This window comes from Microvirgula aerodenitrificans DSM 15089, from assembly GCF_000620105.1.
In the GTDB taxonomy this organism is placed as follows: Bacteria; Pseudomonadota; Gammaproteobacteria; order Burkholderiales; family Aquaspirillaceae; genus Microvirgula; species Microvirgula aerodenitrificans.
The window spans coordinates 1-16,701 of record NZ_JHVK01000039.1 but is presented as its reverse complement, the minus strand read 5'-3'; the positions used below and the strand labels follow the sequence as shown (position 1 = coordinate 16,701).

13 protein-coding genes and 1 tRNA gene are annotated in these 16,701 nt (G+C 61.2%); all 14 read left to right on the top strand.

The features are described from left to right. Positions 1-858, top strand: an 858-nt coding sequence (locus Q352_RS0117235) for an elongation factor Tu (RefSeq protein WP_028500398.1), incomplete at its 5' end; no start/stop codon positions are given. A gap of 49 nt (positions 859-907) precedes the next feature. Further along, positions 908-983: transfer RNA gene (locus Q352_RS0117230), tRNA-Trp, on the top strand. A 66-nt stretch (positions 984-1,049) separates the two neighbouring features. Continuing rightward, positions 1,050-1,403, top strand: coding sequence for a preprotein translocase subunit SecE (secE, locus tag Q352_RS0117225; protein ID WP_028500397.1), 354 nt, complete (start codon positions 1,050-1,052; stop codon positions 1,401-1,403). Between the two features lie 4 nt (positions 1,404-1,407). Then, positions 1,408-1,935: a transcription termination/antitermination protein NusG gene (gene nusG / locus Q352_RS0117220; protein ID WP_028500396.1), complete on the top strand. Its 528-nt coding sequence runs from the start codon at positions 1,408-1,410 to the stop codon at positions 1,933-1,935. Between the two features lie 92 nt (positions 1,936-2,027). Next, positions 2,028-2,459, top strand: a complete 432-nt coding sequence (gene rplK / locus Q352_RS0117215; RefSeq protein WP_028500395.1) for a 50S ribosomal protein L11 — start codon at positions 2,028-2,030, stop codon at positions 2,457-2,459. Further along, positions 2,459-3,160: a 50S ribosomal protein L1 gene (gene rplA / locus Q352_RS0117210; RefSeq protein ID WP_028500394.1), complete on the top strand. Its 702-nt coding sequence runs from the start codon at positions 2,459-2,461 to the stop codon at positions 3,158-3,160. The genes rplK and rplA overlap by 1 nt, the downstream gene beginning before the upstream one ends. Positions 3,161-3,452: 292 nt before the next feature. Beyond that, complete coding sequence (gene rplJ, locus Q352_RS0117205; RefSeq protein ID WP_028500393.1) at positions 3,453-3,956, top strand: 50S ribosomal protein L10; 504 nt, start codon at positions 3,453-3,455, stop codon at positions 3,954-3,956. 45 nt (positions 3,957-4,001) lie between these two features. Continuing rightward, positions 4,002-4,373, top strand: coding sequence for a 50S ribosomal protein L7/L12 (gene rplL, locus Q352_RS0117200; protein ID WP_028500392.1), 372 nt, complete (start codon positions 4,002-4,004; stop codon positions 4,371-4,373). Positions 4,374-4,572: 199 nt separating this feature from the next. Further along, on the top strand, positions 4,573-8,745 hold the full coding sequence (rpoB, locus tag Q352_RS0117195; protein ID WP_028500391.1) for a DNA-directed RNA polymerase subunit beta: 4,173 nt from the start codon (positions 4,573-4,575) through the stop codon (positions 8,743-8,745). A gap of 68 nt (positions 8,746-8,813) precedes the next feature. Further along, on the top strand, positions 8,814-13,019 hold the full coding sequence (gene rpoC / locus Q352_RS0117190) for a DNA-directed RNA polymerase subunit beta' (RefSeq protein ID WP_028500390.1): 4,206 nt from the start codon (positions 8,814-8,816) through the stop codon (positions 13,017-13,019). Positions 13,020-13,162: 143 nt separating this feature from the next. After that, positions 13,163-13,534: a 30S ribosomal protein S12 gene (gene rpsL, locus Q352_RS0117185; RefSeq protein ID WP_028500389.1), complete on the top strand. Its 372-nt coding sequence runs from the start codon at positions 13,163-13,165 to the stop codon at positions 13,532-13,534. Between the two features lie 116 nt (positions 13,535-13,650). Further along, the gene (gene rpsG / locus Q352_RS0117180; protein WP_028500388.1) at positions 13,651-14,121 is read left to right on the top strand and encodes a 30S ribosomal protein S7; all 471 of its coding nucleotides are present in this window, start codon (positions 13,651-13,653) and stop codon (positions 14,119-14,121) included. 30 nt (positions 14,122-14,151) lie between these two features. Next, positions 14,152-16,251, top strand: coding sequence for an elongation factor G (gene fusA, locus Q352_RS0117175; protein ID WP_028500387.1), 2,100 nt, complete (start codon positions 14,152-14,154; stop codon positions 16,249-16,251). A gap of 70 nt (positions 16,252-16,321) precedes the next feature. After that, positions 16,322-16,701: GTP-binding protein (locus Q352_RS21790; RefSeq protein WP_036386907.1), on the top strand; the 380-nt coding region annotated here is incomplete at its 3' end.

Below are 16,701 nucleotides of genomic sequence, written 5' to 3'. Positions count from 1 at the left end.
CCGATGCCGCAGACCCGCGAACACATCCTGCTGGCCCGTCAGGTTGGAGTGCCGTACATCATCGTGTTCCTGAACAAGGCCGACATGGTTGATGACGCCGAGCTGCTGGAACTGGTGGAAATGGAAGTCCGCGAACTGCTGAGCAGCTACGACTTCCCGGGCGACGATCTGCCGATCATCACCGGTTCGGCGCTGAAGGCGCTGGAAGGTGATCAGTCGGAAATCGGCGAACCGGCAATCTTCCGCCTGGCTGATGCACTGGACAGCTACATCCCGACGCCGGAACGCGCCGTTGACAAGCCGTTCCTGCTGCCGATCGAAGACGTGTTCTCGATCTCGGGTCGCGGCACGGTGGTGACGGGTCGCGTCGAACGCGGCATCGTCAAGGTTGGCGAAGAACTGGAAATCGTTGGCCTGAAGCCGACGGCGAAGACCATCTGCACCGGCGTGGAAATGTTCCGCAAGCTGCTGGATCAGGGTCAGGCCGGCGACAACGTTGGCGTGCTGCTGCGCGGCACCAAGCGTGAAGACGTGGAACGTGGCCAGGTGCTGGCAAAGCCGGGTTCGATCACGCCGCATACCGACTTCGGCGCTGAAGTGTACGTGCTGAGCAAGGAAGAAGGCGGCCGTCACACTCCGTTCTTCCAGGGCTACCGTCCGCAGTTCTACTTCCGTACCACGGACGTGACCGGTGCGGTGACGCTGCCGGAAGGCGTGGAAATGGTGATGCCGGGTGACAACGTGGCGATTACCGTCGCGCTGATCGCACCGATCGCCATGGAAGAAGGTCTGCGTTTCGCCATCCGTGAAGGCGGTCGTACCGTCGGCGCCGGCGTCGTTGCCAAGGTTATCAAGTAAGTAGTCATTGAGTCCCTACCGGTTTTCCGGTAGACTCAGTGCCCTCTTCAGGCCAGTAGCTCAATTGGTAGAGTATCGGTCTCCAAAACCGAGGGTTGGGGGTTCGAGACCCTCCTGGCCTGCCAAATAAGACTGACCGGCGCCCGGCGCCGGTTGGTCTTTTGCTGTATCAGCAAGCGAAAAGTATCTGCATGGAATTGCAAGACAAACTTAAGCTGGTGTTGGCGATGGCCCTTGTGGTCGCCGGCATTGCCGCTTACTACCTGATCCCCGAAGCGCAAGGCATTGCGCGGGTGGCCTCCGTGATTGCCGGCATCCTGCTGGCTGTCGGCGTTATCTGGCTGTCTCAGCCGGGCAAGGATTTCGTGGGCTATGCCCAGGATTCCGTCGCCGAAGCCAAGAAGGTGGTCTGGCCGACCCGCAAGGAAGTCACCCAGATGACCTTGCTGGTGTTCGTATTCGTACTGGTGTTGTCACTGTTCATGTGGCTGGTTGACTCCGGTTTGTCCTGGCTGTTCTACGACGTAATTCTCCACCGGGGTTGATGCGATGAAATGGTATGTGGTTCACGCCTACTCGGGCTTTGAGAAGAGTGTGCAAAAGGCGCTGAAAGAGCGCATCGAACGTGCTGCAATGCAGCATCTTTTCGGTCAGATCCTCGTTCCCGTGGAAGAGGTGATGGACGTGAAGAACGGCAAGCGCTCGCTGACCGAACGCAAGTTCTTCCCGGGCTACGTGCTGGTCGAGATGGAAATGAACGACGAGACGTGGCACCTGGTCAAGAGCACGCCGAAGGTGTCCGGCTTTATCGGCGGGACGGCCAATCGTCCGGCGCCGATCAAGCCGTCGGAAGTCGAAGCCATCATGCAGCAGATGCAGGAAGGCGTCGAAAAGCCGAAGCCGAAGGTGCTGTTCGAAGTCGGCCAGAAGGTGCGCGTCACCGAAGGCCCGTTCAACGACTTCACCGGTTTCGTCGACGAAGTGAACTACGAGCGCAACAAGCTGCGCGTGTCGGTTCAGATCTTCGGTCGCGATACGCCGGTCGAGCTCGAATTCAGTCAGGTCGAAAAGCAGTAATTCGGCCTGTGTGTGTCCGGACATCGTGTCGATGTCCGCAAACCGGGCAGCGGACCGAGCGGTCCGCGTTACGACCCATCAGGAGTTAAATCGTGGCAAAGAAGATTGTCGGCTATATCAAGCTGCAAGTGCCCGCTGGCAAAGCCAACCCGTCGCCCCCGATCGGTCCGGCTCTGGGTCAGCGTGGCCTGAACATCATGGAATTCTGCAAGGCGTTCAACGCCCAGACCCAGGGCGTCGAGCCGGGCCTGCCGATTCCGGTTGTGATCACCGCCTACGCGGACAAGTCCTTCACCTTCATCATGAAGACGCCGCCGGCGACCATTCTGATCAAGAAGGCCGCAGGGATTCAGAAGGGCAGCCCGAAGCCGCATACCGACAAGGTCGGCAAGCTGACGCGCGCCCAACTGGAAGAAATCGCCAAGACCAAGCAGCCTGACCTGACCGCCGCCAATATGGACGCCGCCGTCCGTATCATCGCCGGTTCGGCTCGCAGCATGGGTATCGACGTGGAGGGTGTGTAATGGCCAAGGTTTCCAAACGTCTGGCCGCGCTGAAGGCGACGGTAGACCGCAACAAGCTGTACACCGTTGACGAAGCCATCGCGCTGGTCAAGGGTGCCGCCACCGCCAAGTTCGACGAATCCGTCGACGTGGCCGTGAACCTCGGCGTCGATCCGCGCAAGTCCGACCAGGTCGTTCGCGGCTCGGTCGTGCTGCCGCGTGGTACCGGCAAGTCGGTTCGCGTTGCCGTGTTCACCCAGGGCGCGAATGCCGAGGCCGCCAAGGCCGCCGGCGCCGACATCGTCGGTTTCGAAGACCTGGCCGAACAGGTCAAGGCCGGCAATCTCGACTTTGACGTCGTGATCGCCTCGCCGGACGCGATGCGTATCGTCGGTCAACTGGGCCAGATCCTCGGCCCGCGTGGCCTGATGCCGAACCCGAAGGTCGGTACCGTGACCCCGAACGTTGCCGAAGCGGTCAAGAACGCCAAGGCCGGTCAGGTTCAGTACCGTACCGACAAGGCCGGTATCATCCACTCGACCATCGGCCGTGCGTCGTTCGACGCCGAAGCGCTGCGTGAAAACCTGAGCGCGCTGATCGAAGCGCTGCAAAAGGCCAAGCCGGCTGCCGCGAAGGGCGTGTACCTGAAGAAGGTTGCCGTCTCGAGCACGATGGGCGTTGGCGTTCGCGTTGACCAGACCACTCTGGTCGCGCAAGCGTAAAGAACACGGCGGGAGCAATCCCGCCATTTCGCGGCCAGCCGGTTTTCCGGCTGGTCACGAAGCTGGGCTTTGGGCCGGCACTTGTGCCGGATTGTCAAAGACCGTAGGAACCTCCGGGTTTAATCCTTGCCAAAAGCGGGGTCCTACGCAGATGGTGTACCCGAACACAGGTTTTACTCCTCCCCCCGTTCGCGGAGGGAACGAAATGTCTCCTGAATGAAGGTCGCCGTTGAAACGTGGAATGTCTGGCTTGCCGGATGTTCCGTTGTCCTCAATGCTAGGAGAGCAGACCTTGAGTCTCAATCTTGACGACAAAAAGGCGGTAGTGGCCGAGATCGCAGCGGAAGTTGCGAAAGCTCAGACCATTGTCATCGCCGAATACCGTGGCATCGAGGTTAGCAGCATGACCAAGCTCCGTGCGCAAGCACGCGAGAAGGGCGTGTTCCTGCGTGTTCTGAAGAACACGCTGGCACGTCGCGCCGTTGCCGGCACCCCGTTCGAGGGTCTTGCCGAGCAAATGGTCGGTCCGCTGGTCTACAGCATCTCTGAAGATGCCGTTGCTGCTGCCAAGGTGCTGAACGACTTCGCAAAGGTCGATCAGAAAATCTCGATCAAGGCTGGTGCGTACGATGGCAAGGTGCTTGACGCCGCCGCCGTGCAACAACTCGCTTCGATCCCGAGCCGCGAAGAACTTCTTGCAATGCTGCTGGGCGTCATGCAGGCACCGGTCTCGGGCATGGCCCGCGTCCTGGCCGCCGTCGCTGCACAGAAGCAGGGCGAAGAAGCCGCAGCCTGATTTTCCGCACTCAAAAAATCTACCCCATTTCAGGAGCTATTTGACATGGCTATCACCCAAGAAAACATCCTCGAAGCCGTTGGCGGCATGACCGTCATGGAACTGAACGACCTGGTCAAGGCGTTCGAAGAAAAGTTCGGCGTGTCCGCCGCTGCCATGGCCGTTGCCGCTCCGGCCGGCGCTGGCGCTGCTGCCGCTGAAGAAAAGACCGAGTTCGACGTCGTGCTGAACGCAGCCGGCGACAACAAGGTTGGCGTGATCAAGGTTGTCCGCGCCATCACCGGCCTGGGCCTGAAGGAAGCCAAGGACATGGTCGACGGCGCGCCGAAGACCGTGAAGGAAGCCGTTTCGAAGGCCGACGCCGAAGCACTGGTGAAGCAGCTGATCGAAGCCGGCGCGAAGGCCGAAATGAAGTAATCGTCGAATAATCGACGATTGGGAGGCTGGCGGAGAAATCCGCCGGCCTCATTGCGCTTGTGACCGGCGCGTGATCTTTGACAGGACCGGGCATCACGCTTGCCTCCAGCAAGCCGTCAAACGTCAGCATTCAAATGTGGCCGCTTGGCTGTTGACCTTTGACTTGATTCCTTGCGCCACCTACCTCGATGGAGACTCTATGAGTTATTCGTTTACTGAGAAAAAGCGGATTCGCAAGAGCTTTGCGAAGCGCGAAACCGTTCTCGACGTCCCCTTCCTGCTGGCGACGCAAATCGATTCGTACTCCGAGTTCCTGCAGCTCGGCGTGCAGTACGACAAGCGTGAAAACGGGGGCCTTGAAGCGGCATTCCGCTCGATCTTCCCGATCGTCAGTAACAACGGCTATGCACGGCTCGACTTCGCCCACTATGTGCTGGGCGATCCGCCGTTCGACGTGCCGGAATGCCAGCTGCGCGGCATTACCTACGCCGCACCGCTGCGTGCGCGCATCCGCCTGACCATTCTCGACAAAGAGTCCTCCAAGCCGGTGGTGAAGGAAGTCCGCGAGAATGACGTCTACATGGGCGAAATCCCGCTGATGACGCAGAACGGCTCGTTCATCATCAACGGTACCGAACGTGTCATCGTCTCCCAGCTGCACCGCAGCCCGGGCGTGTTCTTCGAGCACGACAAGGGCAAGACCCACAGCTCGGGCAAGCTGCTGTTCTCGGCCCGGATCATTCCGTACCGCGGCTCGTGGCTCGACTTTGAATTCGACCCGAAGGACCAGCTGTTCTTCCGTATCGACCGTCGTCGCAAGATGCCGGTGTCGACGCTGCTGAAGGCGCTCGGCTACAGCGAAGAACGGATCCTGAACGAATTCTACGATACCGACATCTTCTACCTGACCAAGAATGGCGTGTTCATCGAAGTGGTGCCGGAACGCCTGAAGGGCGAAGTGGCGAAGCTGGACATCGTCGGTCCGGACGGCAAGGTGCTGGCGCAAAAAGACAAGCGCATTACCGCCAAGACCATTCGCGACATCGCGCAGGCGGGCATCACACGGCTGGAAATGCCGGCCGACGTGCTGCTGGGCAAGTTCCTGGCCAAGAACGTGGTCAACACCGATACCGGTGAAGTGATCGCGCGCGCCAACGAGGAAATCACCGAAGAAATCCTCGCCAAGCTGGCCATGGCCGAAATCGAGCGGGTCGAAGTGCTGTTCGTCAACGAGCTGGATCATGGCGGCTACATCGCCCAGACCATGCGCACCGACGACATCCAGGACCAGCTGTCGGCTCGCGTCGCCATCTACCGCATGATGCGCCCGGGCGAACCGCCGACGGAAGAAGCCGTCGAAGCCCTGTTCCAGCGCCTGTTCTTCAACGAAGACAGCTATGACCTGTCGCGCGTCGGCCGGATGAAGTTCAACCGCCGCGCCTACAGCGACAAGCTGGACGAGAAGTCGCCGGGCTGGATCCGCAAGTTCTACGAACGCGTCGGCCCGCATGACGACACCGGCCCGGGCACGCTGGTCACCGACGACATCGTCGCCGTGATCATGCTGCTGACCGAGCTGCGCAACGGCCGCGGCGAAGTGGACGATATCGATCACCTCGGCAACCGTCGCGTGCGTTCGGTTGGCGAACTGGCGGAAAACCAGTTCCGTGCCGGTCTGGTGCGCGTCGAACGCGCGGTCAAGGAACGTCTGAATCAGGCCGAGAGCGACAACCTGATGCCGCACGACCTGATCAACGCCAAGCCGGTATCGGCCGCGATCAAGGAATTCTTCGGTTCCTCGCAGCTGTCCCAGTTTATGGACCAGACCAACCCGCTGTCGGAAATCACCCACAAGCGGCGCGTGTCGGCCCTTGGCCCGGGCGGTCTGACCCGCGAACGCGCCGGCTTTGAAGTCCGCGACGTGCACCCGACCCACTACGGCCGTGTGTGCCCGATCGAAACGCCGGAAGGCCCGAACATCGGCCTGATCAACTCGCTGTCGATCTATGCCCGTACCAATGCGTACGGCTTCCTGGAAACCCCGTACCGCAAGGTCGTGGACGGCAAGGTTACCGACCAGATCGATTACCTGTCGGCCATCGAGGAAGGCCGCTACGTCATCGCCCAGGCCAACGCCACGCTGGACAGCGAAGGCAAGCTGATCGATGAACTGGTGACCAGCCGCGAAAAGGGTGAAACCATCCTGTCGACGCCGGACCGCGTCCAGTACATGGACGTGGCGACCAGCCAGGTCGTGTCCGTCGCCGCCTCGCTGATCCCGTTCCTCGAGCATGACGATGCGAACCGCGCATTGATGGGTGCCAACATGCAGCGGCAGGCCGTGCCTTGCCTGCGTGCCGAGAAGCCGTTCGTCGGCACCGGTATCGAACGCGCCGTGGCCGTCGACTCGGGCACCGCCATTGCTGCTGACCGCGGCGGTATCGTCGACTATGTCGATGCGACCCGCGTCGTGATCCGCGTGAATGACGAAGAAGCCGTCGCCGGTGAAGTCGGCGTCGACATCTACAACCTGGTCAAGTACACCCGTTCCAACCAGAACACCAACATCAACCAGCGTCCGCTGGTGAATGTGGGCGACATCGTGGCCCGTGGCGACGTGATCGCCGACGGTGCCTCGACCGACCTCGGCGAGCTGGCGCTCGGTCAGAACATGACCATCGCCTTCATGCCGTGGAACGGCTACAACTATGAAGACTCGGTGCTGATCAGCGAGCGCGTCGTGTCCGACGACCGCTACACGTCGATCCACATCGAAGAACTGTCGGTTGTCGCCCGCGACACCAAGCTCGGGCCGGAAGAAATCACCCGCGACATCCCGAACCTGAGCGAACGCATGCAGGGCCGTCTTGATGAAGCCGGCATCGTGTACATCGGTGCGGAAGTCGAAGCCGGCGACGTGCTGGTGGGCAAGGTCACGCCGAAGGGCGAAACCCAGCTGACGCCGGAAGAAAAGCTGCTGCGCGCGATCTTCGGCGAGAAGGCCAGCGACGTGAAGGACACCTCGCTGCGCGTGCCGACCGGCATGAGCGGTACCGTCATCGACGTGCAGGTGTTCACCCGCGAAGGCATCGAGCGTGACAAGCGCGCGCAGTCGATCATCGACGCCGAGCTGAAGCGCTATCGCCAGGACCTGAACGACCAGCTGCGCATTTTCGAGAACGACGCCTTCGATCGTATCGAACGCCTGATCATCGGCAAGGCTGCCAACGGCGGTCCGAAGCGTCTGGCCAAGGGCACCGTGATCGACCTCGAGTACCTGACCGGCCTGCTGAGCAAGCATGACTGGTTCGACATCCGCATGACGGACGAGGACGTGGCCAAGCAGCTCGAGCTGATGAAGGAATCGCTGTCGCAGAAGCGCGAAGAATTCGACCTCAAGTTCGAAGACAAGAAGCGCAAGCTGACCCAGGGCGACGAACTGCCGCCGGGCGTGCAGAAGATGGTCAAGGTGTACATCGCCGTCAAGCGCCGCCTGCAGCCGGGCGACAAGATGGCCGGCCGTCACGGTAACAAGGGTGTGGTGTCGAAGATCCTGCCGGTCGAAGACATGCCGTACATGGCGGATGGTACGCCGGTCGACATCGTGCTGAACCCGCTGGGCGTGCCGTCGCGCATGAACATCGGTCAGATTCTCGAAGTCCACCTCGGCTGGGCGGGCAAGGGTATCGGCCAGCAGTTCGACAAGATGCTGAAGGAAGAGCGCGCGGTGGCGGACATCCGTTCGTACATCGACAAGATCTACAACTCCAGCGGCAAGCCGGAAGACATCGCCAGCCTGACCGACAAGGAAATCCTGCATCTGGCGCACAACCTGCGTCGCGGCATGCCGTTCTCGACGCCGGTGTTTGACGGTGCCAAGGAAGCGGAAATCCGCGCGATGCTGGAACTGGCCTACCCGAACGACGATCCGCGTACCCAGCTGCTGGACTTCAACGGCTCGAAGACGCAGATGACGCTGTTCGACGGCCGCTCGGGCGAAGCCTTCGACCGCAAGGTCACCGTCGGCGTGATGCACTTCCTGAAGCTGCATCACCTGGTCGATGACAAGATGCACGCGCGTTCGACCGGTCCGTACAGCCTGGTGACCCAGCAGCCGCTGGGTGGTAAAGCCCAGTTCGGTGGCCAGCGCTTCGGTGAAATGGAAGTGTGGGCACTGGAAGCTTACGGCGCCGCCTACACGCTGCAGGAAATGCTGACCGTGAAGTCGGATGACGTGAACGGCCGTACCAAGGTTTACGAGAACATCGTCAAGGGCGAGCACAAGATCGATGCCGGCATGCCGGAATCCTTCAACGTGCTGGTGAAGGAAATTCGCTCGCTCGGTCTCGATATCGACCTCGAACGTTACTGACCCGTGAGTAGTGAGGGCGGGTGCGCTTCGCACCCCCGCCTCACGCCTCACTTCTCACCGGAGAAGACATGAAAGCTCTGCTCGACCTCTTCAAGCAAGTTACGCAGGAAGAAGAATTCGACGCGATCAAGATCGGCATCGCGTCGCCGGACAAAATCCGTTCCTGGTCGTTCGGCGAAGTTAAAAAGCCGGAAACGATCAACTACCGTACCTTCAAGCCGGAGCGCGATGGCCTGTTCTGCGCCCGCATCTTCGGCCCGATCAAGGACTACGAGTGCCTGTGCGGCAAGTACAAGCGCCTCAAGCATCGCGGCGTGATCTGCGAAAAATGCGGCGTTGAAGTCACGCTGAGCAAGGTGCGTCGCGAACGCATGGGCCACATCGAGCTGGCCAGCCCGGTCGCGCACATCTGGTTCCTGAAGTCGCTGCCGTCGCGTCTGGGCATGGTCCTCGACATGACGCTGCGCGACATCGAACGCGTGCTGTACTTCGAAGGCTTCGTCGTGACCGAACCGGGCATGACGCCGCTGCAGAAGAAGCAGCTGCTGACCGAAGAAGACTACCTCGACAAGGTCGAGGAGTACGGTGACGAATTCGAAGCCCTGATGGGTGCCGAAGGTATCCGCTCGCTGCTGAAGAGCCTCGACATCAATGCCGAGATCGAAACGCTGCGCGCCGACCTGGAAGCCACCGGCTCGGAAACCAAGATCAAGAAGATCGCCAAGCGCCTGAAGGTGCTTGAGGCGTTCCAGCGTACCGGCATCAAGCCGGAATGGATGATCCTGGAAGTGCTGCCGGTGCTGCCGCCGGAACTGCGCCCGCTGGTGCCGCTGGACGGCGGTCGTTTCGCGACCTCCGACCTGAACGACCTGTACCGCCGCGTGATCAACCGCAACAACCGCCTCAAGCGGCTGCTGGAGCTGCGCGCGCCGGAAATCATCGTGCGCAACGAAAAGCGCATGCTGCAGGAATCGGTCGACTCACTGCTGGACAACGGTCGTCGCGGCAAGGCCATGACCGGCGCCAACAAGCGCCCGCTGAAGTCGCTGGCCGACATGATCAAGGGCAAGGGCGGCCGCTTCCGTCAGAACCTGCTGGGCAAGCGCGTCGACTACTCGGGTCGTTCGGTGATTACCGTGGGCCCGACCCTGCGTCTGCATCAGTGCGGTCTGCCGAAGAAGATGGCGCTGGAACTGTTCAAGCCGTTCATCTTCCACAAACTGGAAGTCCTCGGCCTGGCCAGCACCATCAAGGCTGCCAAGAAGCTGGTCGAACAGGAAGTGCCGGAAGTCTGGGACATCCTCGAAGACGTGATCCGCGAGCATCCGGTCCTGCTGAACCGTGCGCCGACGCTGCACCGCCTGGGCATCCAGGCATTCGAGCCGGTGCTGATCGAAGGCAAGGCCATCCAGCTGCATCCGCTGGTATGTACTGCGTTCAACGCCGACTTCGACGGTGACCAGATGGCCGTTCACGTGCCGCTGTCGCTGGAAGCGCAGATGGAAGCCCGCACGCTGATGCTGGCTTCGAACAACGTGCTGTCGCCGGCCAACGGCGAGCCGATCATCGTGCCGTCGCAGGATATCGTGCTGGGTCTGTACTACCTGACCCGCGACAAGATCAACGGCCGTGGCGAAGGCATGTCGTTCTCCGGCATCAGCGAGCTGAGCCGCGCCTACGAAACCCGTCAGGTCGAACTCGGGACGCGCATTGCCGTGCGTCTGCGCGAGTGGGAAAAGGACGAACAGGGCGAATTCCAGCCGGTCATCCGTCGGGTGAACACCACCGTCGGTCGCGCGCTGCTGTCCGAAATCCTGCCGAAGGGCCTGCCGTTCGAGCACATCAACAAGGCGCTGAAGAAGAAGGAAATCTCCAAGCTCATCAACGTCTCGTTCCGTCGTTGCGGCATCAAGGACACGGTCGTGTTCGCCGACCAGCTGATGTACACCGGTTTCAGCTATTCGACCCGCGGCGGCATCTCGATCTGCGTGGACGACATGCTGGTGCCGACGGCGAAGGAACGCCTGCTCGCCGGCGCGCAGCAGGAAGTCAAGGAAATCGAAGAACAGTACCGTCAGGGTCTGGTGACCCAGGGCGAGCGCTACAACAAGGTCGTGGACATCTGGGGTCGCTGCGGCGACCAGGTCGCCAAGGCCATGATGGACGAGCTCAAGACCCAGCGCGTGCTGGACCGCGAGGGCAAGGAAGTCGATCAGGAATCGTTCAACTCGATTTACATGATGGCCGACTCGGGCGCCCGGGGTTCCGCCGCGCAGATCCGCCAGCTGGCCGGTATGCGGGGCCTGATGGCCAAGCCTGACGGCTCGATCATCGAGACGCCGATTACGGCGAACTTCCGCGAAGGTCTGACCGTTCTGCAGTACTTCATCTCGACTCACGGTGCCCGCAAGGGTCTCGCGGATACGGCGCTGAAGACGGCAAACTCCGGTTACCTGACCCGTCGTCTGGTCGACGTGACCCAGGATCTGGTCGTGGTGCACGACGATTGCGGCACCACCAACGGTGCGGTGATGAAGGCCGTGGTGCAGGGCGGTGACGTGATCGAAGCACTGCGTGACCGCATTCTCGGTCGCGTGGCAGCCATCGACGTGGTCAACCCGGCAACCGGCGAAACCGTCATCGAAGCCGGCACGCTGTTCGACGAATACACCGTGGATCTGGTCGACAGCCTTGGCATCGACGAAATCAAGGTGCGTACGCCGCTGACCTGCGAAACCCGCTATGGTCTGTGCGCCAAGTGCTACGGTCGCGACCTTGGCCGCGGCAAGCTGGTCAACACCGGTGAAGCTGTCGGCGTGATCGCCGCGCAGTCGATCGGTGAACCGGGCACGCAGCTGACGATGCGTACCTTCCACATCGGTGGTGCCGCGTCGCGAGCCGCAGCCGCCAGCCAGGTGGAAGCCAAGTCGAACGGTCTGGTCAGCTTCTCGAGCCAGATGCGCTACGTGAAGAACGACAAGGGCGAACTGGTGGTCATCGCGCGCTCCGGCGAAGTGGTGATTCACGAGGAACTGCCGGACGGCCGTCAGGGCCGCGAGCGCGAGCGCCACAACATTCCGTACGGCGCCACGCTGCTGGTCACCGACAGCCAGTCGATCAAGGCCGGCACGGTACTGGCTACCTGGGACCCGCACACCCGCCCGATCATTACCGAATACGCCGGTCACGTGCGGTTCGAGAACGTCGAGGAAGGCACCACTGTCGCCAAGCAGGTCGACGATGTGACCGGTCTGTCCACGCTGGTGGTCATTGACCCGAAGCGTCGCGCCAGCGCATCGAAGGTGCTGCGTCCGCAGGTGAAGCTGCTCGACGAAAGCGGCAACGAAGTGAAACTGGCCGGCTCGGATACGCCGGTGAACATCACCTTCCAGGTCGGCGCCATCATTACCGTGCGTGACGGCCAGGACGTGGGTGTCGGTGAAGTGCTGGCCCGCATCCCGCAGGAATCGTCGAAGACCCGCGACATTACCGGTGGTCTGCCGCGTGTGGCCGAGCTGTTCGAAGCGCGTTCGCCGAAGGACGCCGGCATGCTGGCCGACGTGACCGGCACCGTGTCGTTCGGCAAGGACACCAAGGGCAAGCAGCGCCTGGTGATCACCGATCTGGAAGGCGTGGCGCACGAAACCCTGATTCCGAAGGACAAGCATGTGCTGGTCCACGACGGTCAGGTGGTGAACCGCGGCGAACTGATCGTCGACGGTCCGGTCGATCCGCACGACATCCTGCGTCTGCAGGGTATCGAAGCGCTGGCCCGCTACATCGTCCAGGAAGTGCAGGAGGTGTATCGTCTGCAGGGCGTGAAGATCAACGACAAGCACATCGAGGTGATCATTCGCCAGATGCTGCGTCGCGTGGTCATCAGCGACTCGGGCAACACCGACTTCATCCAGGGTGAACAGGTCGAACGTTCCGAAGTGCTGGACGTCAACGACAAGATGGCGTCCGAGGACAAGGAACCGGCCCGCTACGACAACGTGCTGCTCGGTATCACCAAGGCGTCGCTGTCGACCGACTCGTTCATCTCGGCGGCATCGTTCCAGGAAACCACTCGCGTGCTGACCGAAGCCGCGATCATGGGCAAGAAGGACGATCTGCGCGGTTTGAAGGAAAACGTGATCGTTGGTCGCCTGATCCCGGCAGGTACGGGTCTGGCTTACCACAGCAATCGCCGTCGTCAGCCGTTTGGCAACGCCGAGCTGACTGGCGAAACCCTGGCCGAAAGCCCGGACGGTCAGGAACACTCCGCACTGTGATGAAGAAAAGTGCCGCCGATTCAACGCAGTACTGCGTTGGGTCGGCGGCATGTTTCATTGACGGTGCCCGGGGGGTTCTCTATAATCCGGCGCGTCTTCGTGGGCGGCATGTTGCCGCCTTTGACAATTTAGGAACCTGAGTAATGCCAACCATCAACCAACTCGTCCGTAAAGGACGTGCGGTCGCCAAAGTGGCGAGCAAGGTGCCGGCACTTGAAGCCTGCCCGCAAAAGCGCGGTGTCTGCACCCGTGTGTACACCACGACCCCGAAGAAGCCGAACTCGGCTCTGCGCAAGGTCTGCAAGGTGCGTCTGACCAACGGTTTCGAAGTGATTTCGTACATCGGCGGTGAAGGCCACAACCTGCAGGAACACTCGGTCGTGCTGATTCGCGGCGGTCGCGTAAAAGACTTGCCGGGTGTGCGCTACCACACCGTGCGCGGCTCGCTTGACACCGCTGGCGTCAAGGATCGCAGACAGTCCCGCTCCAAGTACGGTGCCAAGCGTCCGAAGTAATCCGGCGTTCGCACTGAGAGAGACGGCGGCACACGCTGCCGGAGTAAGTGGTCATCTTTCTGGATGGCCGAGGGTGGGTCGAACCCGCTCAACTGAACACAGCAATAGAGGTTGTTATGCCTAGACGTAGAGAAGTCCCCAAGCGCGACGTACTGCCGGACCCGAAGTTCGGTAACGTCGAGCTGTCCAAATTCATGAACGTCGTGATGATCGACGGCAAGAAGGCTGTTGCCGAACGCATCGTGTACGGCGCTCTGTCCCAGATCGAAAAGAAGAGCGGCAAGAACGCGGTTGAAGTGTTCGCGTCCGCTATCGCCAATGTGAAGCCGGTGGTGGAAGTCAAATCCCGCCGCGTGGGCGGTGCCAACTACCAGGTTCCGGTTGAAGTCCGTCCCGCCCGCCGTCTGGCACTGGCAATGCGCTGGCTGCGCGAAGCTGCGCGCAAGCGTGGTGAAAAGTCGATGGATCTGCGTCTCGCCGGCGAACTGCTGGATGCGGCCGAAGGTCGTGGCGGCGCGATGAAAAAGCGCGACGAAGTCCACCGCATGGCCGAAGCGAACAAGGCGTTCTCGCACTTCCGCTTCTAACGTTCTTTATTTGCTGAAAAGGTTTTGGCTGTGGCTAGAAAAACCCCCATCGAGCGGTACCGCAATATCGGTATTTCCGCTCACATCGACGCCGGCAAGACGACGACGACCGAACGCATCCTGTTCTACACCGGTGTGAACCACAAAATCGGTGAAGTGCATGATGGCGCAGCCACCATGGACTGGATGGAACAGGAGCAGGAGCGTGGCATCACCATCACCTCCGCTGCGACCACCACGTTCTGGAAGGGCATGGGTCTGCAGTTCCCGGAACACCGCTTCAACATCATCGACACCCCAGGACACGTCGACTTCACCGTCGAGGTGGAGCGTTCCATGCGCGTTCTGGACGGCGCCGTGATGGTGTACTGCGCGGTGGGTGGCGTTCAGCCGCAGTCCGAAACCGTGTGGCGTCAGGCGACCAAGTACAAGGTGCCGCGTCTGGCCTTCGTCAACAAGATGGACCGCCAGGGCGCGAACTTCTTCCGCGTTGTCGAACAGATGCAAACGCGTCTGCGCGCCAACCCGGTGCCGATCGTTGTGCCTATCGGTGCTGAAGAGCACTTCGAAGGCGTGGTCGATCTGCTGAAGATGAAAGCGATCATCTGGGACACCGCCAGCCAGGGCATGAAGTTCGAATACGGTGAAATCCCGGCCGAACTGGTGGCGGAAGCCGAAGAATGGCGCGAGAAGATGGTCGAGGCAGCCGCCGAAGCCAGCGAAGAGCTGATGAACAAGTACCTGGAAGAGGGCGCGCTCTCTGAAGAGGAAATTGTTTCCGGCCTGCGTACCCGTACCCTGAACTGCGAAATCCAGCCGATGCTGTGCGGTACCGCGTTCAAGAACAAGGGCGTGCAGCGCATGCTCGACGCCGTGATCGAACTGCTGCCGAGCCCGCTCGACGTGCCGCCGGTCTCCGGCGAACTGCCGAACGGCGAACCGGCTGTCCGTCACGCGTCGGACGACGAGAAGTTCTCGTCGCTGGCGTTCAAGCTGATGAACGACCCGTTCGTCGGTCAGCTGACGTTCTTCCGCGTGTACTCGGGTGTGGTCCAGTCGGGCGACACCGTGCTGAACTCGGTCAAGGACAAGAAGGAACGTATCGGCCGCATCGTGCAGATGATGGCGAACGACCGTATCGAACTGGAAGAAGTCCGCGCCGGCGACATCGCTGCGGCCATCGGCCTGAAGGACGTGACCACCGGGGAAACCCTGTGCGCGGTCGACTCGCCGATCATTCTGGAACGCATGGAATTCCCGGAGCCGGTGATTCACGTTGCCGTCGAACCGAAGACCAAGGTCGACCAGGAAAAAATGGGCGTGGCGCTGAACCGCCTGGCCAAGGAAGACCCGTCGTTCCGCGTGCGTACCGACGAAGAATCCGGCCAGACCATCATTTCGGGCATGGGCGAACTCCACCTGGAAATCATCGTCGACCGCATGAAGCGCGAATTCGGCGTGGAAGCCAACGTGGGTGCCCCGCAGGTTGCGTACCGCGAGACCATCACCAAGACGGTGACCGACGTTGACGGCAAGCACGTCAAGCAGTCCGGCGGCAAGGGCCAGTACGGCCACGCCGTGATCACGCTGGAACCGTCCGGCGAAGGCAAGGGCTACCAGTTCTTTGACGAAATCAAGGGTGGCGTGATTCCGCGCGAATTCATCCCGTCGGTGGACAAGGGTATCCGCAACACGCTGAACAACGGCGTGCTGGCCGGCTTCCCGGTGGTTGACGTGACCGTGCGCCTGACCTTCGGTTCGTACCACGATGTCGACTCGTCGCAGATCGCGTTCGAACTCGCCGGCTCGATGGCTTTCAAGGAAGCCATGCGCCGTGCCAGCCCGGTCATCCTCGAACCGATGATGGCTGTGGAAGTGGAAACGCCGGAAGAGTACATGGGCGACGTGATGGGCGACCTGAGTCGTCGTCGCGGTATCGTCCAGGGCATGGACGACGACGGCCTGGGCGGCAAGATTGTCCGCGCAGAAGTGCCGCTGTCGGAAATGTTCGGCTACTCGACCGACCTGCGTTCCGCTACCCAGGGTCGTGCCACGTACTCCATGGAGTTCAAGCACTACTCGGAAGCCCCGCGCAACGTCGCCGACGCCATCATGGCTGCGAAGAAATAAGTCTCTTGTGTGCCGGCGGGCTATCCGCCGGCCCTTTTAGCCTCGCTCTTTAATTAAGGATTTTTGCATCATGGCAAAAGAAAAGTTTGAACGTAACAAGCCGCACGTGAACGTCGGCACGATTGGCCACGTTGACCATGGCAAGACCACGCTGACTGCAGCAATCACCACCATCCTGTCGAAGAAGTTCGGCGGTGAGGCCAAGGATTACGCAGCCATCGACAGCGCACCGGAAGAACGCGCACGCGGCATCACCATCAACACCGCTCACGTCGAGTACGAAACGGAAGCACGTCACTACGCGCACGTTGACTGCCCGGGACACGCCGACTACGTGAAGAACATGATCACGGGTGCAGCGCAGATGGACGGCGCGATCCTGGTGTGCTCGGCCGCTGACGGCCCGATGCCGCAGACCCGCGAACACATCCTGCTGGCCCGTCAGGTTGG